Below are 17,599 nucleotides of genomic sequence, written 5' to 3'. Positions count from 1 at the left end.
ATGAAGTTCCTGAGTCGATATCAATAAAAAAGCCGGGTTAACAAACCCGGCTTTTTCGTTCAACCTAAACGCTTACAGCGCGGCAATCACACCCTGCTGCTCAATCAGCGTGGCTTTAGCATCATGGAACGCTTGCAGACGCTCGCGCTCTTTCGCCACTACGGCTTCCGGCGCGCGGGCCACAAAGCCTTCGTTACCCAACTTGCTTTCGATCTTGCCGATTTCGATCTCAACTTTTTCCACTTCTTTAGCCAGACGCGCCAGCTCAGCGGATTTATCGATAAGACCGGCCATCGGGATCAGCAATTCAGCGCCGTCGATGATTTTGGTCACCGAGACCGGGCCTTTGTCGCCTTCGTCAAGCAACGTGATGCTTTGCAGACGCGCCAGGTTCAGCAGGAAGCTGCGGTTATCATTCACGCGGCGCTGAGCGTCAACACTGGCGCCACGCAACAGCACTTCCAGCGGTTTGCCCGGCGCGATGTTCATTTCAGCGCGAATATTACGTACCGCTACAATCGCCTGCTTCAGCCATTCGGTATCGGTACGCGCCGCTTCGTCATCCAGCGCGACATCATACGCCGGGAACGGTTGCAGCATGATGGTGTCGGCGTCGATGCCTTTCAGCACTTTCACACGTTGCCAGATGGTTTCGGTGATAAACGGAATAATCGGGTGCGCCAGGCGTAGCAGACCTTCCAGCACGTTAACCAGCGTATTGCGGGTGCCGCGCAGTTCCGCTTCAGAGCCGCCGTTCATCACTGGCTTGGTGAGTTCCAGATACCAGTCGCAGAACTGGTTCCAGGTGAACTCATACAGGATGCCCGCCGCGATATCGAAACGGTAGCTGTCCAGCGCCTCACGGTAAGCCTTCACGGTGCGGTTGAACTCCGCCAGGATCCAGCGATCCGCCAGAGAAAGCACTTTCTCGCCGCCGTTGAAGCCGCAATCCTGATCTTCGGTGTTCATCAGCACAAAGCGGCTGGCGTTCCACAGCTTGTTACAGAAGTTACGATAGCCTTCAAGGCGCTTCATATCCCAGTTGATATCGCGGCCGGTAGAAGCCAGCGCCGCCAGGGTGAAGCGCAGGGCGTCGGTCCCGTGCGGCTCAATGCCGTTCGGGAACTGTTTCTCGGTACGCTTGCGGATTTTCTCGGCCAACTGCGGTTGCATCATGTTGCCGGTGCGTTTTTCCAGCAGCTCTTCCAGGGAGATACCGTCTACCATATCCAGCGGGTCGATCACGTTGCCTTTGGATTTGGACATCTTCTGGCCTTCGTCATCGCGGATCAGGCCAGTCATATAGACGGTGTGGAACGGCACCTGCGGCTTGCCGTTTTCATCTTTGATGAAATGCATGGTCATCATGATCATGCGGGCAATCCAGAAGAAGATGATGTCGAAGCCGGACACCATCACGCTGGTCGGGTGGAACTGACGCAGCGCGTCAGTATTTTCCGGCCAGCCGAGGGTAGAGAACGTCCACAGCGCGGAGGAGAACCAGGTGTCGAGTACGTCTTCGTCCTGGCGAAGCGCAACGTCCGCGCCCAGGTTATTTTCCTGGCGCACGTCGTCTTCGCTGCGGCCAACGTACACGTTGCCCTGGTCGTCATACCACGCCGGAATACGGTGGCCCCACCACAGTTGGCGGGAGATACACCAGTCCTGAATGTCGCGCATCCAGGAGAAATACATGTTTTCGTACTGCTTCGGCACAAACTGGATATCATCGTTTTCCACCGCTTCCACAGCCGGTTTCGCCAGCACGTCCGCGCGCACGTACCACTGGTCGGTCAGCATCGGTTCGATAACCACGCCGCCACGGTCGCCGTAAGGTACGGTCAGATCGTGCGGTTTGATCTCTTCCAGCAGGCCGAGTTCATCAACGGCGGCCACAACGGCTTTACGCGCGGCAAAGCGTTCCATCTTCTGGAATTGTGCCGGGATCTCGCTGGCGTAAACGTCGGATTCGTTGCCTTTGGTGTCGTACACTTCCGCACTTTCACGGATGTCGCCGTCAAAGGTCAGAATGTTGATCATCGGCAGGGCGTGACGACGGCCCACTTCGTAGTCGTTGAAGTCGTGCGCCGGGGTGATTTTCACGCAGCCGGTGCCTTTCTCCATATCGGCGTGCTCATCGCCCACCACCGGGATACGGCGGTTAACCAGCGGCAGCACCACGAATTTGCCGATCAAATCTTTGTAACGCGGATCTTCCGGGTTAACGGCCACGCCGGTATCACCCAGCAGGGTTTCTGGACGGGTCGTGGCGACCACCAGGTAATCTTTACCGTCAGCAGTTTTCGCGCCATCGGCCAGCGGATAGCGGATATGCCACATCGAGCCTTTGGACTCGCGGTTTTCCACTTCCAGGTCGGAGATCGCGGTGCGCAGTTTCGGGTCCCAGTTTACCAGGCGCTTGCCACGGTAAATCAGGTCTTCTTTATACAGGCGCACGAAGACTTCTTTTACCGCGTTGGACAGGCCTTCATCCATGGTGAAACGCTCGCGCTCCCAGTCCACGGAGTTGCCCAGACGTCGCATCTGGCGGGTAATGGTGCCGCCGGATTCCGCTTTCCACTGCCAGATTTTGTCGATGAACGCATCGCGGCCATAGTCGTGACGGGTTTTGCCCTCTTCGGCGGCAATTTTGCGCTCCACCACCATCTGGGTGGCGATACCGGCGTGGTCGGTGCCCGCCTGCCACAGGGTGTTTTTGCCCTGCATGCGCTGATAGCGGATCATGGTGTCCATGATGGTTTGCTGGAAGGCGTGACCCATATGCAAACTGCCGGTGACGTTCGGCGGCGGGATCATGATGCAGAAGCTTTCCTGGCTTTCATCGCCATTGGGTTTAAAGTAGCCCTGCTGTTCCCAGTGCTCGTATAGCGGCTGTTCGATATCTTGCGGGTTATATGTCTTTTCCATTTCTGCTATGTCTTTGCGGCGCCGTAGGTGGCCGTGGTCAAGTGGAAACCAGCCACGCGATAGGCTTTATAGCGTTCGCGAGCCAGTTGTTTCTGAGTTTCTTCGTAAGGGACGAAGTCTACCACTTCCGGGAAAGCGGTGGCAAAATCTGCAAACCCCGGCAGCAGGCTTATCAGCACATCGCGCGCGCTGCTGCCGCGCTTTTGCGGCCAGGCGAGCTCAACCGGTGCCCCGGCGCGCGGCCCTTCACCCGCCAGATTGTGCGGCACAAAACTGTCTGGATCGCGCGCCCAGAGCGCCTCATCAAGGCGTATCGCCTGGGCTTCATTTTCACAGGCAATCAGTACACGTTTACCCGCCCGCCAGCGTTCTGCGGCAATCTCACACACCAGTTGCTCGACGGCGCTGAGGCCGTCCTGATGGGTATCGTTGTCCAGCAGATAGAAGGTTGCACTCTTCATAATATGGGGCTTCTTGTGATGACGTTAAACGCACAGCCCAGTGAGAACCGGGCTGTGATAGGACGATAACTCTTCGCCGTTACTCTTCGCCGGTAAACCCGGCGCGGTTCAACAGGAACTGCGCCAGCATCGCAACCGGACGCCCGGTTGCGCCTTTGGCTTTACCGGAACGCCAGGCGGTGCCGGCGATATCCAGGTGCGCCCAGTTATATTTGCGGGTAAAGCGCGACAGGAAGCAGCCGGCAGTGATCGCACCGCCAGGACGGCCGCCGATGTTGGCCATATCTGCAAAGTTGGAGTCGAGCTGCTCGTAATACTCATCGCTGAGCGGTAAACGCCATGCGCGGTCGCCCGCCTGCTCGGAAGCGCCGATCAGCTCGTGAGCCAGCGGATTGTGGTTCGACATCAGCCCGGTAATGTGATGGCCCAGCGCAATCACGCAGGCACCGGTCAGGGTCGCCACGTCAATCACCACTTCCGGCTCGAAGCGCTCAACGTAGGTCAACACGTCGCACAGCACCAGGCGGCCTTCCGCGTCGGTGTTCAGCACTTCGACGGTTTGCCCGGACATGGTGGTCAGCACATCTCCCGGACGATAAGCGCGCCCGCCCGGCATGTTTTCACAGCCTGCCAGCACGCCAATTACGTTCAGCGGCAGTTGAAGCTCCGCCACCATGCGCATCACGCCGTAAACCGCCGCCGCGCCGCACATGTCGTATTTCATCTCATCCATGCCTTCGGATGGCTTGATAGAAATACCGCCGGAGTCAAACGTCAGGCCTTTGCCCACCAGCACGATAGGGCGGGCATCCGGCGAGGTGCTGCCTTTATATTCCATCACCGACATCAGGGATTCGTTTTGCGAACCCGCACCCACCGCCAGGTAGGAGTGCATGCCGAGATCTTTCATTTGCTGCTCGCCAATCACGCGGGTCACCACGTTTTTGCTGAAGGAGTCGGCCAACTGGCGCGCCTGAGACGCAAGATACGCGGCGTTGCAAATGTTTGGCGGCATATTGCCTAAATCTTTCGCGGCCTTGATACCGGAGGCAATCGCCAGTCCGTGCTGGATAGCGCGTTCGCCGCTGGTCAGTTCGCGGCGCGTCGGCACGTTGAACACCATTTTACGCAGCGGGCGGCGTGGTTCGCTTTTATTGGTTTTGAGTTGATCGAAGCAGTAAAGCGACTCTTTCGCGGTTTCCACCGCCTGGCGCACTTTCCAGTAAGTATTGCGGCCTTTAACGTGCAGCTCGGTCAAAAAGCATACGGCTTCCATCGAACCGGTATCATTAAGGGTATTGATGGTTTTCTGGATCACCTGTTTGTACTGGCGCTCATCCAGCTCGCGCTCTTTACCGCAGCCAATCAGCAAAATACGTTCAGAGAGCACGTTCGGAACGTGATGAAGCAGAAGGGTTTGACCGGGCTTGCCTTCCAGTTCTCCGCGACGCAGCAGTGCGCTAATGTAGCCATCGCTGATTTTATCCAGCTGTTCGGCTATCGGGGAGAGGCGGCGCGGCTCGAAAACACCGACGACAATGCAGGCACTCCGCTGCTTTTCGGGGCTACCGCTTTTTACACTGAACTCCATGCACTACGCTCCTGAATCTTAAAGACAACAACGGCGGCTACGGATAGAATTGAACGCTTTCGTAACGCTTTGCTCCGCTGTTGCGATGACTTTCGTGTTAATCTTAACGAATGTTGTTACGGTTTCGGCGCGTCAACATCTTAAGTACTTACCGCTGAGTTTACATATCTTAGCGATCTTTTCGACGACTCAAGAGAATAAATGACGTTTAAGCCATGAAACAAGCGATTTTCCTGCAAAAAGACTCGTATTCACAGGCGTATTTAATGTGATAATCATAAGATATCTGGTCCGGGAGACGCTCAAAAGCCAACTGGCGATACTGTTCATCCTGCTGCTGATCTTCTTTTGCCAGAAGCTCGTCAGGATTTTGGGTGCGGCAGTCGACGGCGAGATCCCGACAAATCTGGTCCTTTCCTTATTAGGTTTAGGCGTGCCTGCTATGGCGCAACTGATCCTTCCGTTAAGCCTGTTCCTCGCGCTGCTTATGACGCTGGGCAAACTGTATACCGAGAGTGAAATCACGGTGATGCACGCCTGCGGCCTGAGTAAAGCGGTGCTGGTAAAAGCTGCGATGATCCTGGCGCTGTTGACCGGGATTGTGGCCACGGTCAACGTCATGTGGGCCAGCCCCTGGTCGTCACGCCATCAGGATGAAGTGCTGGCGGAGGCGAAAGCCAACCCTGGAATGGCGGCGCTGGCGCAGGGCCAGTTCCAGCAGGCCACCGATGGCAACGCCGTACTGTTTATTGAAAGCGTTGATGGCAGCAAGTTTAACGATGTGTTCCTGGCGCAACTGCGGCCTAAGGGCAATGCGCGTCCCTCTGTGGTTGTTGCCGATTCCGGTGCGCTGTCACAGCGTAAAGACGGCGCACAGGTTGTAACCCTGAACCAGGGAACGCGCTTTGAAGGCACCGCGTTGCTGCGTGATTTCCGCATTACGGATTTCAAAGATTACAAGGCCGTCATTGGCCACCAGGCGGTAGCGCTCGATCCTGAAGACTCAGAGCAGATGGACATGCGTACGCTCTGGGAATCGGATAAACAACAGGCGCGCGCGGAGTTCCACTGGCGTCTGACGCTGGTTGTCGCCGTGATCGTGATGGCGTTGATGGTGGTGCCGTTGAGCGTTGTGAACCCGCGCCAGGGGCGCGTGTTGTCAATGCTGCCCGCGATGCTGCTTTATCTGATTTTCTTCTTGCTGCAAACATCGCTGCGCTCTAACGGCGCAAAAGGCAAGCTCGACCCGATGATTTGGATGTGGGCGGTGAACCTGGCGTACCTGGCGTTAGCGATTGGCCTGAACCTGTGGGATACGGTGCCGATGCGTAAACTGCGTAGCCGTTTTTCGCGCCGAGGAGTGGTGAATGCCGGGATTTAGCGTACTTGACCGATACATCGGCAAAACGATTTTCAACACCATCATGATGACGCTGTTCATGCTGGTGTCGCTGTCTGGCGTTATCAAGTTTGTCGATCAGTTGAAAAAAACCGGCGAAGGCAGTTATTCCGCTGTCGGCGCAGGGATGTATACCCTGCTGAGCATACCGAAGGATACGCAGATTTTCTTCCCGATGGCGGCGCTGCTTGGCGCACTGCTGGGGCTTGGCATGCTGGCCCAGCGTAGCGAGCTGGTGGTGATGCAGGCGTCCGGCTTTACCCGTATGCAGGTCGCGCTGTCGGTGATGAAAACGGCGATCCCCCTGGTACTGCTGACCATGGCGATTGGCGAATGGGTTGCGCCGCAGGGTGAACAGATGGCACGTAACTACCGTGCGCAGATGATGTACGGCGGTTCGTTGCTCTCCACTCAGCAAGGCCTGTGGGCGAAAGACGGTAATAATTTTGTCTATATCGAGCGCGTGAAAGGCGATAACGAGCTGGGTGGTATCAGCATCTATTCGTTCAACGATCAGCGCCGTTTACAGACGGTTCGTTACGCCGCCACGGCGACGTTTAACCCGGAAACGCGTGTCTGGCAGCTGTCGCAGGTAGATGAATCCAATCTGACCAACGATAAGCAAATCACCGGTACGCAGACCGTGACCGGCACCTGGAAAACCAACCTCACGCCGGACAAACTGGGCGTGGTGGCGCTGGACCCGGATGCGCTGTCTATTACTGGGTTGCGCGACTATGTACGCTATCTGAAGTCCAGCGGTCAGGATGCCAGCCGTTATCAGCTCAATATGTGGAGTAAAATCTTCCAGCCGCTTTCCGTGGCGGTGATGATGCTAATGGCGCTGTCATTTATCTTTGGCCCGCTGCGTAGCGTACCGATGGGCGTACGGGTGGTGACCGGGATAAGCTTCGGCTTCCTGTTCTACGTGCTCGACCAGATATTCGGCCCGCTGAGCCTGGTCTATAACATTCCGCCGATTATGGGCGCGCTGTTGCCAAGCGCCAGCTTCTTCCTGATAAGCCTGTGGTTGCTGGTCCGTAAGTCATAAATTGAGGGGTGCAAATTTGCACCCCTTTGTTTTATTGCTTGTGCCAGCCGATTGTTAACGCCGCCTTCCGCCCAGAATACTTCCCAGCATCCCGCGTACAATCTGATTGGTTACCTGACGCACCGCGCTTTTCGCCATGGTCTGCACCATGCCGTCACGCTTGCCGCCTCGCGGACCGGTGCTGCCGAACAGAATGTCTTTTAACCCGCCGATAAGGCCGCCATCTTCTGTGACCTGCGTGCCTTTAGCAGGCGGCGCGTTACCCTGTTCCGGCGCATCCGCCACGCGGTTTTGCAGCATTTCATAAGCGGATTCGCGGTCAACCGCATCTTCATATTTGCCATACAGCGAAGAGTGATTGAGCAGCCCGTTGCGCTCATCATCGTTTACTGACCCCATCCGCGAGCAGGGGGCAATCACCATGGCGCGCTCCACCATGCCTGGGCTGCCTTTGGCATCGAGAAATGAAATTAACGCTTCGCCCGTGCCCAGCGCCTGGATCGCTTCTTCAGTATCAAAAGCCGGATTGGCGCGCATGGTTTGCGCCGCCGCTTTGACGGCTTTCTGATCTTTAGGGGTAAACGCGCGCAGCGCATGCTGAACCCGGTTGCCCAACTGGCCTAAAACCATATCCGGGACATCCGAAGGGTTTTGGGACACAAACCATACGCCCACGCCTTTCGAGCGGATCAGACGGATCACCTGTTCAATTTTGTCCAGCAGCACCTGCGGAGCGTCGTTAAACAACAGATGCGCCTCGTCGAAGAAAAACACCAGCTTAGGCTTATCCAAATCGCCCGCTTCCGGCAGCTGCTCATACAGTTCGGAGAGCATCCACAGCAGGCTGGCGGCGTAAAGTTTCGGCATCTGATACAGCTTCTCCGCCGACAGGATATTCACGATGCCTTTGCCGTTGGCATCAGTGCGCATCCAGTCTTTGATATCCAGCATTGGCTCACCGAAAAACTCATTGGCCCCTTGCTGCTCAAGCGTGAGCAACCCACGCTGGATAGCACCCACCGATGCGCTGCTAATGTTGCCGTACTGGTTCTGGAACGATTTCGCGTTATCGCCGACGTACTGGGTGATGGCGCGTAGATCTTTAAAATCAAGCAGCAACAACCCTTGCTCATCCGCAATGCGGAAAATGATGTTCAATACCCCGGACTGCACTTCGTTCAGGTTCAACAAACGGGCAAGCAGTAGCGGCCCCATGTCCGACACCGTAGCCCGTACCGGATGGCCTTTTTCACCGAAAATATCCCACAGCGTGACCGGGTTCCCGTGCGGCTGCCAGTCGGTGACGCCTATGCCATTCAGGCGTGCCAGCAGTTTTTCCGATGCCGCACCCTCTTGCGCAATCCCGGTTAAATCGCCTTTCACATCCGCCATAAAAACCGGCACGCCGATATCAGACAACGATTCCGCCAGCTTTTGCAGCGTGACGGTTTTACCGGTTCCCGTCGCCCCGGTAATCAACCCGTGTCGGTTAGCCATTTGCGGTAACAGGTTCAGCGTAACGTCCGGCGTTCTGGCGATAAGCAGCGGTGCGGTCATGGTGAATTTCCTTATGATGGTTTCGCTTAAATCATAGGTAATTCACGACGAAAGAACATCGGTAAAATGCTGACTTTGCGGCATATCCCGCATCACCGACTATGCTTTGCATACGGTTTACTTATTTTTTGGAAAACATGTCCAGATTCTTTTTTAACGAACGCAAACAGCTGGTCAACGATGCGATTGAGGGTGTTATTCTCTCCGCTCAGCACCGTAACCTGACGCGTCTTGATATCGACCCGGCAATCCGCGTCGTGGTGCGTAGCGACTGGGATAAAAGCAAAGTGGCGGTGATATCCGGCGGCGGCGCAGGCCATGAGCCGGCGCATGTCGGGTTTGTCGGCAAAGGGATGCTAACCGCAGCGGTGTGCGGCGACCTGTTCGCCTCGCCGAGCGTGGATGCGGTACTCAACGCGATTGTCGCCGTGACCGGCGACCGCGGCTGCCTGCTGATCGTCAAAAACTACACCGGCGACCGGCTCAACTTTGGCCTGGCGGCGGAGAAAGCCAAACGCCACGGCCTGAAAGTCGAGATGGTGACTGTGGCAGACGATATTGCATTGCCGGATAACAAACAGCCGCGTGGCATTGCGGGCACGGCGCTGGTGCACAAAATCGCTGGATTCGCGGCGGAGCAGGGAAGGTCCCTCAGCGAAGTGCGTGACCTGGCCCAGACCGCCAGCCAGCGCGTCTGGAGCCTGGGTGTGGCGATGCAGACCTGCAACCTACCGGGCAGTGAAGAAGAGAACCGCATCCAGCCGGGTAAAATCGAATTGGGGCTGGGCATTCATGGCGAGCCGGGTGCCAGCATCGTCGAGACGCATAACAGCCAGGAGATTGTGGCGCAGCTGGTGGACGCGCTCCAACAAAAAACCGGGCCGGATGCCCGGCTGGCGGTGATGATCAACAACCTGGGCGGCGTATCGGCGCTTGAGATGGCGCTGTTAACTAAAGAACTGGCGCACTCGAGGTTGAGTGAGCAGATTGATTACCTGATTGGCCCGGCGGCGCTGGTGAGCGCGCTGGATATGAAAGGCTTCTCGCTCTCGGCCATCGCGCTGGATGAGGCCTTTGAGAAGGCATTAAAGGCCAGCGTTGAGACGGCGGGCTGGCAGCCGCCTGTGCCGTTCCGCACGGTGAAAGCCCAGCCGCATAACCCGATTTACAATCGCATGGACGTTACGCCCAGCGAGAACGCCGCCACGAAACAGATTGTCGCCACGGCCACCGATACGTTAATCAGCCTGGAAAACCGGCTGAACGCGCTGGATGCCAAAGTGGGCGACGGCGATACCGGATCGACGTTTGCCGAAGGCGCGCGCGACATTAAAACCCAGCTTGAGGCAGGAAAGTTGCCGCTTAACGATACCGGCGCGCTGCTGTTGTTGATCGGCGAACGGCTGGCTACCGTGATGGGCGGGTCAAGCGGGGTGCTAATGTCGATTTTCTTTACCGCTGCCGGACAGAAGGTGGCGGAAGGGAAGGTGTTGTCGCAGGCGCTGAACGTGGGCTTGCAGCAGATGAAACGCTACGGCGGTGCGGACCTGGGTGACAGAACGTTAATCGACGCGTTGCAGCCTGCACTGGAGGCGCTGGCGGGTGAGGGGTTGGAGGCTGCTGTGAAGGCTGCGAAGCAGGGCGCGGAAGCGACGGCGCAGATTCAGAAAGCCAATGCCGGGCGCTCGTCATACGTCAATAGCGAGAACCTGAACGGCGTGCCGGACCCGGGGGCCGTTGCGGTGGCTGAGGTGTTTGGGGCGCTGGTTAAGCGGTGATGTAGGGGATTCGGGTGCTGGTTTTTTCAGCATCTGAATGGCAGGGTAAGGGATAACTGTTGCGCGTGAGGGAGTTGCAGGTATAATCCACAACGTTTTCCGCATACCTCTTCAGTGCCGAAGTGGCGAAATCGGTAGACGCAGTTGATTCAAAATCAACCGTAGAAATACGTGCCGGTTCGAGTCCGGCCTTCGGCACCATTAGTACTTCCCAGATCATCCGAGAAAGTCCAGTTATTCCTTTAAAATTAATGAGTTCAGCGATTCCTTCGTCCTGAATCGTCCGAGGTTGTCCGTTGAAATCCGGATGTCATTGGGGGCATAATTGGGGGCATCTTAACTTCGATTAGAAATGTGCCCCCAAATGAAGCTCAACGCCAAACAGGTCGAGGCCGCAAAGCCAAAGGACAAAACCTACAAAATGGCCGATGGCGGCGGTTTGTATCTTGAGGTTTCGGCCAAGGGATCCAAATACTGGCGCATGAAATACAGGCGCCCCTCAGATAAAAAAGAGGATCGCCTCGCTTTTGGTGTTTGGCCTACTGTGACGCTTGCTCAGGCAAGAGCAAAGCGCGATGAAGCTAAAAAGCTGCTAGTGCAGGGCATTGACCCAAAAGCCGAACAGAAAGAAGCTCAGGCTGAGAATTCGGGGGCATATACTTTCGAAAAAATTGCTCGTGAATGGCATGCCAGTAACAAGCGCTGGAGTGAAGACCATCAATCGCGCGTTCTACGCTATCTTGAGCTTTATATTTTCCCCTATATCGGTTCGTCCGACATTCGCCAGCTCAAAACTAGTCATCTGTTAGCCCCGATTAAAAAAGTTGATGCCAGTGGTAAACACGACGTTGCTCAGCGCCTGCAACAGCGCGTCACGGCCATAATGCGTTACGCCGTACAGAACGATTACATTGACTCAAATCCAGCCAGTGATATGGCCGGTGCGCTATCGACAACCAAAGCGCGACATTATCCCGCTTTACCCTCCAGCCGGTTCCCTGAATTTCTTGCTCGTCTTGCTGCATATCGTGGCCGTGTAATGACAAGGATCGCGGTCGAGCTTTCCTTACTTACCTTTGTGCGTTCCAGTGAGTTACGTTTCGCGCGTTGGGATGAGTTCGACTTCGATAAATCCCTTTGGCGCGTTCCTGCGAAACGTGAAGAAATTAAAGGTGTGCGCTACTCGTATCGGGGCATGAAGATGAAAGAGGAGCACATCGTTCCGCTTAGTCGACAGGCGATGATTTTGTTAGACCAGTTAAAGCAGATTAGTGGTGATAAAGAGCTGCTATTTCCGGGGGATCACGACGCAACTAAGGTTATGAGTGAAAACACAGTAAACAGCGCATTGCGTGCGATGGGATATGACACGAAAACAGAGGTCTGCGGGCATGGGTTCAGGACGATGGCGCGTGGTGCGCTCGGTGAGTCAGGGTTATGGAGCGATGATGCAATAGAACGTCAGTTGAGCCACACTGAGCGTAATAATGTCCGTGCGGCTTACATTCACACATCAGAGCATTTGGATGAACGTCGATTGATGGTTCAGTGGTGGGCTGATTATCTTCAGATGAACATAAAAAAATCCATCACTCCTTATGATTATGCAAAGTGTTTTAGCATGTAAAGTCTACTTCAGCCTTCATTTTGACATGTAAGACATCGCACTTCGAAACTACACAGTAAGATTAAGATGGATTGAAAGGATTACTGTATGGATATACAATATTATTTATGTGAATAATTAGCCGACAGTGATACAAAAAAATGAATAATAAATATAATGTTTTTCAAATGGATGCTGTTGATTTCCTTAAGACTCTGAAAGATGATTCATTAGACTTGGTCATTACTGACCCTGCTTATGAGTCACTTGAAAAACACCGGAAAGTCGGCACAACAACAAGATTAAAAAATAGTACGAAATCAAGTAATGAGTGGTTCGAAATCTTTCCTAATGAACGATTCGAAGAGTTGTTTAGAGAAATCTATAGGGTCATGAAAAAAAATACACATTTTTATCTTTTTTGTGACCAAGAGACAGCATTTTACGCTAAGCCGGTGGCTGAGAAGGTGGGGTTTAAGTTTTGGAAACCTTTAGTTTGGGATAAACAACGTATAGGGATGGGCTACCATTACCGTGCGAAGTATGAGTTCATTCTCTTCTTTGAGAAGGGAAAACGAAAACTTAACGATCTTTCTATTCCTGATGTCCTCTCTTGCCCAAGAATTTTGAAGGGATACCCTACAGAAAAACCCTCAAAGCTTATGGAAATATTGCTAAAACAAAGTAGTATTGCTGGTGAAATTGTCTGCGATCCATTTATGGGAGCCTGCCCGGTAGGTGTTGCTGCTCTAGAAAATGATAGATTCTTTCTGGGTAATGACCTTAGCAAAGAATCGCTTAGGATTGCGACTGAGAGGCTTAACTCTTTGATAAATTGAGGGATTGATATGGATTATTCTGAATATCCTTGGCCGGCAGATTTTCCTGAGTATGTTCCTCCTGAAGATGCAGTCGATGCTACAGGAGAAGCTTTTCGGATCGTGGCAAATGACCCGCCGACTGACAAGGACTTTGTGGGGCATAACCAGGAACCTTACATTAAAAAAACAGGTAAGCTTAGGCCTAGCGATTATGGTACATCCATGTTCAGGGACCTTGAGCAGGTGCAGTGTGCAAGAAATTTTCACGCTGCTTTACGGAAAAAAAAGATTGCAATTGGCACACTTGAACCTGTTCATGGTAAAGCGTCAAAACCAAATAAAAAATCTCATTTCGAAACTTGGTTAAGACTAAATACTCGAATTGAAAGTAATTTTAAGATAGTAGGTTAATTATGTATTACTTACCAATTACGAATGAACTTGGTGAGCTTTCTATAGAGAAAATCTATAGTTTTTATGATGTACCAAGGACATTTTTAGCGAAGAGCGCAAAAACTAAAGAGTTCTATTTAGTTTATTGGTTTGATGAGTCTGATAGTTTTGATTCATGGTATTATGCACCAATGAACAACTTAGAGATTTCTAATCTTGATTCTGGACTTATTCAAGTTAGAGATTTTTTTATTAATAAAAATGTTATTATCATATCAACTCCGTATGATTTATCTGACTGCAAAGTAGATGTTCTTCCATATCGGAATATTGATTCAGAAACGCTTCCGCCAGCTGGCTATTTTATAGCATTAGATGAGGATGGTGAGTTTTCTGTTGTCTATAATGATGAGAAAGAGATATTAAATAATATCCACGAAATAAGAATTTATCGTGACCGAAGCGAAAAGAATATTGAGTGGGAGCCAATCCAAAAAATTGTTAATACTTGGAATTCTTTATATAACAAAGTAGCTAGGGTTATTTGTAATGATGACTTTTCACTTATACCCTATACTTCATCCATAGGTTCTTACAAATCAAAATTCATCGCCGAGAATAATGACGTTTTCATAAGCAATTTCATTGAATTTCTTTCTGTTTTGAAATCATCTGAACTTGATTACGAGGCTATTAAAGGTCTTGGTGTTGATTTGGATGATTTTGAGGCTTTACTCTCCAGTTTAAGAACTTACAACTATAAATTAGAAGTCAGGTCAAATGCTGGGGCATCGTTATTTACCATAGATGCAAAAAAATTAGCATCTGAAAAAGAGAAAATTCAAGAGCATAACCAAAGATACTTTTCTAGTGAGCTTGTTCCCCAAGCTGATGATATCCATAGGGTTATTAAGTTGGTTAGTTCTGTTGGTAATAATGAGTTATTCAATGAAGAGTCTGAGGGTATTACTCCGCGGCAAATAAATTATTATAAGCACGCAGCGAAGTTGTTGGGTTTGGTTAAAGCTAATGGTTTTGTTCTCCAACCTCTTGGCTGGAAAGTTTTTTATGCACAAAACTCCAAGGAGCAAATATCTTTACTGTCAGAAGCATTCGAGAACTCAGATTGTGGTTGGGCTTGGATGAAATATTGTGGTGTGGAGAAGATCACCGAAATTGATGAGTCTACCGCTGCAGAGTTCCTTATCGAAAAAGCTAATGGATTAGCAGTGGACACAGCTAAGCGTCGCTCAAAAACTTTATTTTCATGGGTTAAAGAATTTAAATCGGCTTTATGATTTTAAGTGGCTTGGATTGAATGGGGAAGCATTCCCCATTCAATCTTTTTGCATCTTATTCTAAAGCCGATTTACCTTCGGTTGTTATTATATAAAGTCATTGAGTTCGACTTTCTTTTTAATCCATTGAGGCATGCATCTTAAAGTGGGTCAATAATATCGATTGAATCGAATTTATTTATATGGATAGAAGTGTTTTTAAACAACAAAATATAGCCATTACAAAACGGTTGTAAAAAGTTAGTGATAGATGTTGGGGAATATACCCCAGTTAAAGGATTAGAAGTGGAATCAATTTAATGATGGTCTGGGGCGTTATAAATCTCTCCTTTTTCTGAGCTAGAATAACTGCCAGTTAGCACGTTGCACCTTCCATATTAAAAAATTAATTACATCGCAATTTCTTAAAGTCGAGGCATCATGACGTTACGTGAGCGAAAAATAATTATTTTCACCGTTAGCGCGTAATGCTCTCCCCGCCTCGCCTGGCACGCTTCATGGGGCGGTTTACATGCAGGTGCATGGCGACGCGGACTGCCACAGGCCCAAATACGTCATGGAAATAGAGGCTTTAGAAGCGATACAATGAACGACGAAATGACAGATTTCCGTCGCCTCTGGGCGACTTTTACTTACCCCCCCTCAACTGGCAGCCTCAGAAGCCCGTCACGCCCTCGAACAACATCGCAATAACACCCGCGAACACGCGCGGCACAGCGACGCGCTCATGCCGCGAAATTAAACAGAATTAAATAAATACCTTACCGCTGGCGCGCAGTGCTTTCCCCGCCTCGCCTGCCCGCTTAAGAGGGCGGTTTTAATGCAGGTGCACGAATCCGCTAGTGCCGCGCCGGGACTGGTGCGGGAAGGGTCTAAAATGATGCATAAACGCATGCAAAACCATGCACCCTGTGGATGCATGGCTTAATTCAGGAAAAACAGCGGGTTTTCGGGGATTTTCAGGCGGGGCGTTGCGCGGTCATTTCTGCACACCGGCGCGCATAAATCCGGTGCTGAACGGGCGTATATTTTTGCTGATTATCCACCCGCGAAGCCGCGTCGGGCCTGTGTCCGGCGGCGGTTAAAATGTCGTTATCCTGCGCGCAATAATTAATTTCTTTTTCGTCGCTCAGCCAGCTGTTCAGGGCTTCGCGAAAATAACCGGCGGCACGGTCGAGGGCGCGATGCCTGACCAGCTCCGGCTGGCCGTTCAGCGCCTTTAATTCTGGAGCCAGCACGGCGGCCAGCGTTGCGCCGTGCTGTTGTATAAACCCGTTGAGGCCGTTCTGCATACTGACGCGTTGCAGGGCTTCATGCGAGCGGATATAGCGACCGGCCGCCTGGTTAATCTGCCATTTTTTCGCGTCGATACTTTCGCGCAGTTCCGCGAGTCTTACCGGGCAGTTTTCACTGTCACCGGTCAGGTGCTGATACAGCGCCTGCTCTGCCTGCGCCAGTTCAGCTTTAAGCGTCAGCCAGGCGGTTTTGTCTGCCTGACAGATTTCAGAGGCCTGTTGTGTGGTTAATGTGGTCACGGTTGTTTTCCTGTCAGATTACTGCGTGGCGGATGGTCGCTGCGTTCTGGCCCTGCCGGACTCAGCTTTAATAAAATCATCCGCCTCACCCCCTTCTGACGGTGGGCGGATAATACTGTCGATGGATTCCATCGAACGGAAACTTGCTGAACAGAGCAGATTAGTGCACTGGTAATAGCGGTGTTTCACACTTTCCGACAGATAGCGACTTGTACGGGCGTGTGCCGCCTGTTTGCAGAACGGGCAGTGGATCATGACAGTAATCCCCGGGCCTTAAGCTCCGCTTCGCGCTCCTGTAATTTTGCCTGCCATGCCTGTTTACCGGCAACGCTGCCTGCCACGCCATAGTCCATGTGCGGAAGGGTGTCGGCAGACAGCCCCGTTTTATAAAGCACCGGTTCGTCAGCCAGACGGATATGGCAGGCTTCCACCTGTTTATCCAGCCAGGATTTAACCTGATGCATCACGGCCTTTTCCGGCTCCACATACCCTTCAGTGCCGGCAGTGTTTGCCAGCGGGTTATCCAGTACCAGCATTTTCAGCTTCATCGCCCGGACAAGTGCCGCGCAGCTCTCACGCATTGCCGTATCCAGCTCCTGGTCTGCGTACTGTCTGAGAAGGGCGTAATGGGCTTTGCGGTATTTCTTCGCCGTGCTGTCACAGGCTCCTTTCAGCCGGTCACTTTCAAGGCGCAGCACCTCCGCAAGGTTTTCACATTCCTGCGCCAGCTCGCGGCGGGCCACTCGTTCGATATGGCTTTTTTTCAGTTCGTCCGTAATGACCGCGCCACCGGTACGAAAGGCCATGCGCCATGCGCTGGCGTCGCTGCCGTTTTCCTGCTCCAGTTCAGCTTTCTGCTCTGCGGCGCGGCTGATGGCAGTGGTGGTTTCATCCAGCAGTCGTGCATTGTCGAGATGGGCCGCCCTGGCATTTTCCAGCTCATCCAGTGCGGGTTTCAGGTAACCGGGGAAATCAGTCTCACTCATGTTATGACTCTCAGCAGTGGGTGTGAGGTCATTCTGCCGTGCGCCACACAACAGCACGACTGATTGCAGTTGTGGCAGGTCTGACACAAAACACAGGCAAACCCGGCTCGCCAGAAAGAGGTCGCAGGAAAACCTTACTCACCGTTTGTTTTTTTACTTATAACTGTTCACTCTGTTCACCAGAAATAAAAGAAT

General features: G+C 52.5%; 14 protein-coding genes and 1 tRNA gene. 8 read left to right on the top strand and 7 right to left on the bottom strand.

What is annotated here, in order from left to right; all coding sequences use genetic code 11:
* Positions 1-72: 72 nt before the first annotated feature.
* From RT120_RS15475 to pepA, 3 genes are all read right to left on the bottom strand, one after another.
* Entirely contained in the window at positions 73-2,928 is a 2,856-nt protein-coding gene (locus tag RT120_RS15475; RefSeq protein WP_312983945.1) for a valine--tRNA ligase, read from the bottom strand.
* 5 nt (positions 2,929-2,933) lie between these two features.
* Positions 2,934-3,389, bottom strand: coding sequence for a DNA polymerase III subunit chi (gene holC, locus RT120_RS15470; protein WP_312983942.1), 456 nt, complete (start codon positions 3,387-3,389; stop codon positions 2,934-2,936).
* Positions 3,390-3,468: 79 nt separating this feature from the next.
* Positions 3,469-4,980: a leucyl aminopeptidase gene (pepA, locus tag RT120_RS15465; protein WP_312983940.1), complete on the bottom strand. Its 1,512-nt coding sequence runs from the start codon at positions 4,978-4,980 to the stop codon at positions 3,469-3,471.
* A gap of 268 nt (positions 4,981-5,248) precedes the next feature.
* Here pepA and lptF point away from each other — a divergent pair, with 268 nt between their 5' ends.
* Both lptF and lptG read left to right on the top strand, forming a co-directional pair.
* A complete protein-coding gene (gene lptF / locus RT120_RS15460) occupies positions 5,249-6,361 on the top strand; it encodes an LPS export ABC transporter permease LptF (RefSeq protein ID WP_312983935.1) in 1,113 nt (370 codons plus the stop codon).
* Entirely contained in the window at positions 6,348-7,430 is a 1,083-nt protein-coding gene (lptG, locus tag RT120_RS15455) for an LPS export ABC transporter permease LptG (protein ID WP_312983933.1), read from the top strand. Before lptF ends, lptG begins: the two co-directional genes overlap by 14 nt.
* Before the next feature lie 54 nt (positions 7,431-7,484).
* Here lptG and RT120_RS15450 read toward each other — a convergent pair whose 3' ends face one another.
* Positions 7,485-8,987, bottom strand: coding sequence for a DUF853 domain-containing protein (locus RT120_RS15450; RefSeq protein WP_312983931.1), 1,503 nt, complete (start codon positions 8,985-8,987; stop codon positions 7,485-7,487).
* A 137-nt stretch (positions 8,988-9,124) separates the two neighbouring features.
* Here RT120_RS15450 and RT120_RS15445 point away from each other — a divergent pair, with 137 nt between their 5' ends.
* The 6 genes from RT120_RS15445 to RT120_RS15420 all read left to right on the top strand — a co-directional run bounded on the left by RT120_RS15445 (position 9,125) and on the right by RT120_RS15420 (position 14,883).
* Positions 9,125-10,765 (top strand): dihydroxyacetone kinase subunit DhaK, encoded by a 1,641-nt coding sequence (locus RT120_RS15445; RefSeq protein WP_312983928.1) that lies wholly within the window; start codon positions 9,125-9,127, stop codon positions 10,763-10,765.
* 116 nt (positions 10,766-10,881) lie between these two features.
* Positions 10,882-10,966 (top strand) — tRNA-Leu (locus RT120_RS15440).
* Between the two features lie 163 nt (positions 10,967-11,129).
* Positions 11,130-12,392, top strand: coding sequence for a tyrosine-type recombinase/integrase (locus RT120_RS15435; RefSeq protein WP_312983926.1), 1,263 nt, complete (start codon positions 11,130-11,132; stop codon positions 12,390-12,392).
* Between the two features lie 140 nt (positions 12,393-12,532).
* Positions 12,533-13,210: a DNA-methyltransferase gene (locus RT120_RS15430; RefSeq protein WP_025983243.1), complete on the top strand. Its 678-nt coding sequence runs from the start codon at positions 12,533-12,535 to the stop codon at positions 13,208-13,210.
* A 9-nt stretch (positions 13,211-13,219) separates the two neighbouring features.
* Entirely contained in the window at positions 13,220-13,603 is a 384-nt protein-coding gene (locus tag RT120_RS15425; protein ID WP_312983922.1) for a hypothetical protein, read from the top strand.
* 2 nt (positions 13,604-13,605) lie between these two features.
* Positions 13,606-14,883: a DUF6575 domain-containing protein gene (locus tag RT120_RS15420; RefSeq protein ID WP_312983920.1), complete on the top strand. Its 1,278-nt coding sequence runs from the start codon at positions 13,606-13,608 to the stop codon at positions 14,881-14,883.
* A 959-nt stretch (positions 14,884-15,842) separates the two neighbouring features.
* Here RT120_RS15420 and RT120_RS15415 read toward each other — a convergent pair.
* Genes RT120_RS15415 through RT120_RS15405 form a run of 3 tightly spaced genes read right to left on the bottom strand, consistent with a single transcriptional unit; the run spans position 15,843 to position 17,404 of the window.
* Positions 15,843-16,418, bottom strand: coding sequence for a phage polarity suppression protein (locus RT120_RS15415; RefSeq protein ID WP_312983918.1), 576 nt, complete (start codon positions 16,416-16,418; stop codon positions 15,843-15,845).
* An 18-nt stretch (positions 16,419-16,436) separates the two neighbouring features.
* Entirely contained in the window at positions 16,437-16,673 is a 237-nt protein-coding gene (locus RT120_RS15410) for an ogr/Delta-like zinc finger family protein (protein WP_002437740.1), read from the bottom strand.
* The gene (locus RT120_RS15405; RefSeq protein WP_312983916.1) at positions 16,670-17,404 is read right to left on the bottom strand and encodes a glycoprotein 3; all 735 of its coding nucleotides are present in this window, start codon (positions 17,402-17,404) and stop codon (positions 16,670-16,672) included. The genes RT120_RS15410 and RT120_RS15405 overlap by 4 nt, the downstream gene beginning before the upstream one ends.
* Positions 17,405-17,599 lie beyond the last annotated feature (195 nt).

Origin of the sequence: Atlantibacter sp., assembly GCF_032062175.1 — a bacterium.
Taxonomy (GTDB): Bacteria; Pseudomonadota; Gammaproteobacteria; order Enterobacterales; family Enterobacteriaceae; genus Atlantibacter.
The sequence above is the reverse complement of the archived record's forward strand: the minus strand, read 5'-3'. Positions and strand labels throughout refer to the sequence as shown.

Coding starts and splice junctions, on each gene's coding strand:
- RT120_RS15475 (WP_312983945.1), bottom strand. CDS start 2,928: ATGGAAAAGACATATAACCCGCAAGATATCGAACAGCCGCTATACGAG.
- holC (WP_312983942.1), bottom strand. CDS start 3,389: ATGAAGAGTGCAACCTTCTATCTGCTGGACAACGATACCCATCAGGAC.
- pepA (WP_312983940.1), bottom strand. CDS start 4,980: ATGGAGTTCAGTGTAAAAAGCGGTAGCCCCGAAAAGCAGCGGAGTGCC.
- lptG (WP_312983933.1), top strand. CDS start 6,348: ATGCCGGGATTTAGCGTACTTGACCGATACATCGGCAAAACGATTTTC.
- RT120_RS15450 (WP_312983931.1), bottom strand. CDS start 8,987: ATGACCGCACCGCTGCTTATCGCCAGAACGCCGGACGTTACGCTGAAC.
- RT120_RS15445 (WP_312983928.1), top strand. CDS start 9,125: ATGTCCAGATTCTTTTTTAACGAACGCAAACAGCTGGTCAACGATGCG.
- RT120_RS15435 (WP_312983926.1), top strand. CDS start 11,130: ATGAAGCTCAACGCCAAACAGGTCGAGGCCGCAAAGCCAAAGGACAAA.
- RT120_RS15430 (WP_025983243.1), top strand. CDS start 12,533: ATGAATAATAAATATAATGTTTTTCAAATGGATGCTGTTGATTTCCTT.
- RT120_RS15425 (WP_312983922.1), top strand. CDS start 13,220: ATGGATTATTCTGAATATCCTTGGCCGGCAGATTTTCCTGAGTATGTT.
- RT120_RS15420 (WP_312983920.1), top strand. CDS start 13,606: ATGTATTACTTACCAATTACGAATGAACTTGGTGAGCTTTCTATAGAG.
- RT120_RS15410 (WP_002437740.1), bottom strand. CDS start 16,673: ATGATCCACTGCCCGTTCTGCAAACAGGCGGCACACGCCCGTACAAGT.
- RT120_RS15405 (WP_312983916.1), bottom strand. CDS start 17,404: ATGAGTGAGACTGATTTCCCCGGTTACCTGAAACCCGCACTGGATGAG.